At 48.6% G+C, this 218-nt stretch carries 1 pseudogene; it reads left to right on the forward strand.

Annotated elements, in window-relative coordinates:
* A pseudogene (locus tag AN944_RS21735) lies at positions 1 to 218 on the forward strand (RTX toxin); the annotation flags it as partial.

Consider the following 218-nt stretch of genomic DNA (forward strand, 5'->3'; position numbering starts at 1 on the left):
GACCTGTCTGCCAACGACACTGAAAACCTTGATGCTGTTGATGCTGAGCTAACAGTAGACTTAGTGATTGATGCATCGAACCAAGGCGACATCACTGGTACTAGCCAGGATATTCCAGCAGGCGGTACGGTCACTCTGGTTATCACCGATATTGCTGGCACTGCAATTACCATCACTGATGTGGCAGTAAACGCGGACGGTACTTACTCTGTCGATAA

Origin of the sequence: Shewanella sp. P1-14-1, assembly GCF_001401775.1 — a bacterium.
Lineage (GTDB): Bacteria > Pseudomonadota > Gammaproteobacteria > Enterobacterales > Shewanellaceae > Shewanella > Shewanella japonica.